Origin of the sequence: Methanoregula sp. (assembly GCF_049690535.1) — an archaeon.
GTDB lineage: Archaea > Halobacteriota > Methanomicrobia > Methanomicrobiales > Methanospirillaceae > Methanoregula.
Genome location: NZ_JBAVMX010000040.1, coordinates 1 through 2,207, shown reverse-complemented (window position 1 = coordinate 2,207; position 2,207 = coordinate 1). Strand labels below are relative to the sequence as shown.

The window sequence follows — 2,207 nt, the reverse complement described above, 5'->3', positions numbered from 1 at the left end:
ATCCCCATCGCAAGTCCCACATCCGCGTGCCTGAGCGCCGGGGCATCGTTTGTCCCGTCGCCGGTCACGGCGACGACCGCACCGGTCTTCTGGAGCGCCTGCACGAGAAGGAGCTTGTCCAGGGGTTCGGCCCGGGCCATCACGTCAAGAGTTTTTGCGGCTGCAACCTGCTCTCCGGCAAAAAGCGCCCGAAACTCTTTTCCCGTCATGACCGTCCCGCCTTGCAGGATCCCGGCCTCACGTGCGATTGCCTGTGCGGTTACCGGGTTGTCCCCGGTGACCATCCGTACCCTAATGCCGGCATGCTGGCAGCGGGCCACAGACGCTCGGATATCGTCCCGCAGGGGATCGCGGATGCCGACGTAGCCATCCCAGGTAAGCCCGGTCTCGGTTTCGTCCTCCCCGGTAATTTCCCGGTGGGCAAACGCGAGCGTCCGCATCTCGCGGGAAGCAAGCACGCCTACGCCAGAGAGATCGGGGGTAATTGTGCAGAGGCCGGACAGGATCTCCGGCGCTCCCTTGGCAAGCAGGAATTTGTGTCCGTTTAAATCCACCACGGTCGACATGCGCTTGCGCTTCCCGTCGAAAAGGTACTGCCGGGCCGCCGGGAACTCTTTTCGCAGCTTCCGGTAATCGATCGCATGCGCCCGCAGCCACCGGAGGAGCGCCCCCTCGGTCGAGTTCCCGATCACGATCACCCTCCCGTTCTCCCGCTCTTCGAGGTGCGCGGTACCGTTGACTGCCGCGTTCAGCGTGATCCATTCCGCAGGGGTTTCTGGGACCAGGCCCGACCCTGCAGGGGCTGTAACGGACGCTTCGGCCACTTCCATCTGGTTTTTCGTGAGTGTCCCGGTCTTGTCGGTGCAGACCGAGGTCGCCGACCCGATGGTCTCGCAGGCAATCAGGCGCCGGACAAGGCAGTTTGCCCGGGTCATCTTGCGCATCGCAAGGGAGAGCGAGAGTGCAACGCTCATCGGCAACCCCTCGGGCACGGCGGCCACGACAATCACGACCGCGAGCATGAAGTACTTGAGCAGGTGGTTTGCAGTAACAAGGTCAAGGCCGGTCAGGTCTCCGACAAGGATGCCCCGGATAACGAGCGTGCTGCAGATGAGGATCGCCATTGCGTACCCGAATTTCGAGATGAGCCCGGCAAGGATTTCGAGTTTCTCTTCAAGCGGCGTTTTTGTCGCATGATCGATCTCGAGCGTTGCAGCGATCACGCCCATCTCTGCTGCATCGCCTACCGCCCCGGCGATCATCCGGCCTTTCCCGGCCGTGACGAAACTTCCCTTGAGGACCTTGTCGGCAGTCTCTTTCCTGACCGGTTCACTCTCGCCGGTAAAAGCCGACTCGTCAGAGAAAAGTTCGTCCGATACAAGGAGCCAGCCGTCGGCAGGGATCGCGTCGCCGGCTTCAAGGAGGATAAGGTCGCCGACCACGATATCACGGGAGGGCACCAGTGTGGGGTTACCGTCCCGGATCACCTTGACTGCCATATCGTCACGGTGGGCGTTGAGGACGTCAAACTCCCGGCTGCTCCGGTACTCGTTGTAAAAGGAGATGCCGGTGGCAAGAAGGATCGCGATGATAATCCCGGCCGTGTCCAGAAGGCTGCTCCCGGAGAAGAACGAGACAATCGCGGAGAGTATGACGGCAAAGAGCAGGATTCTGATGATGGGGCTGTCGAAATTTTTCAGGTACTGTTTCCAGAGCGGCTCGCGTTCCGGCGGCGTCATCACGTTTGCGCCGTACTTCTTCCGGCTCGCTTCTGCCGCGGGGGACGCAAGGCCGTCAACCCCGGCATATCCCCCGATCTCATCAAGCGTGAGCATGTATCTGATTCCCGTGCGGGGATGCCACCCATCCCCGGATGTGAGGAGGATATTGGTGCTCCGGGACTATAACACCGTATTATGATTATCAGGGGCGGGCTGTCCTTGTTAATTTACCTGTCCTGTACCTGTTGATCAAAGCGCAAGCCGGTATTTTTTTGGTATTGTTTGGTATTGTTATGCATTCAGGGACAGGGCACACTTCAGTACCCGGTGACATAGTACCAGCCGTTTTCTTCCCTCACCTGCACCGGTACCGAGAAGAGCCGGCTGATCTTCTCGTCGGTCAGCATCGCTGTTTTTTCGCCGTCGCCGCAGATCCTGCCGCTGTCCATCATGACGACCCGGGAGATCTCCGGGATGATATCGTGG

Annotated in this window: 1 protein-coding gene; it reads right to left on the bottom strand. The window is 60.2% G+C overall.

All coding sequences use genetic code 11. The features are described 5' to 3' along the window. Nucleotides 1–1,835, bottom strand: a 1,835-nt coding sequence (locus tag WCE46_RS03405; RefSeq protein ID WP_424732298.1) for a cation-translocating P-type ATPase, incomplete at its 3' end; no start/stop codon positions are given. Nucleotides 1,836–2,207: the final 372 nt, after the last annotated feature.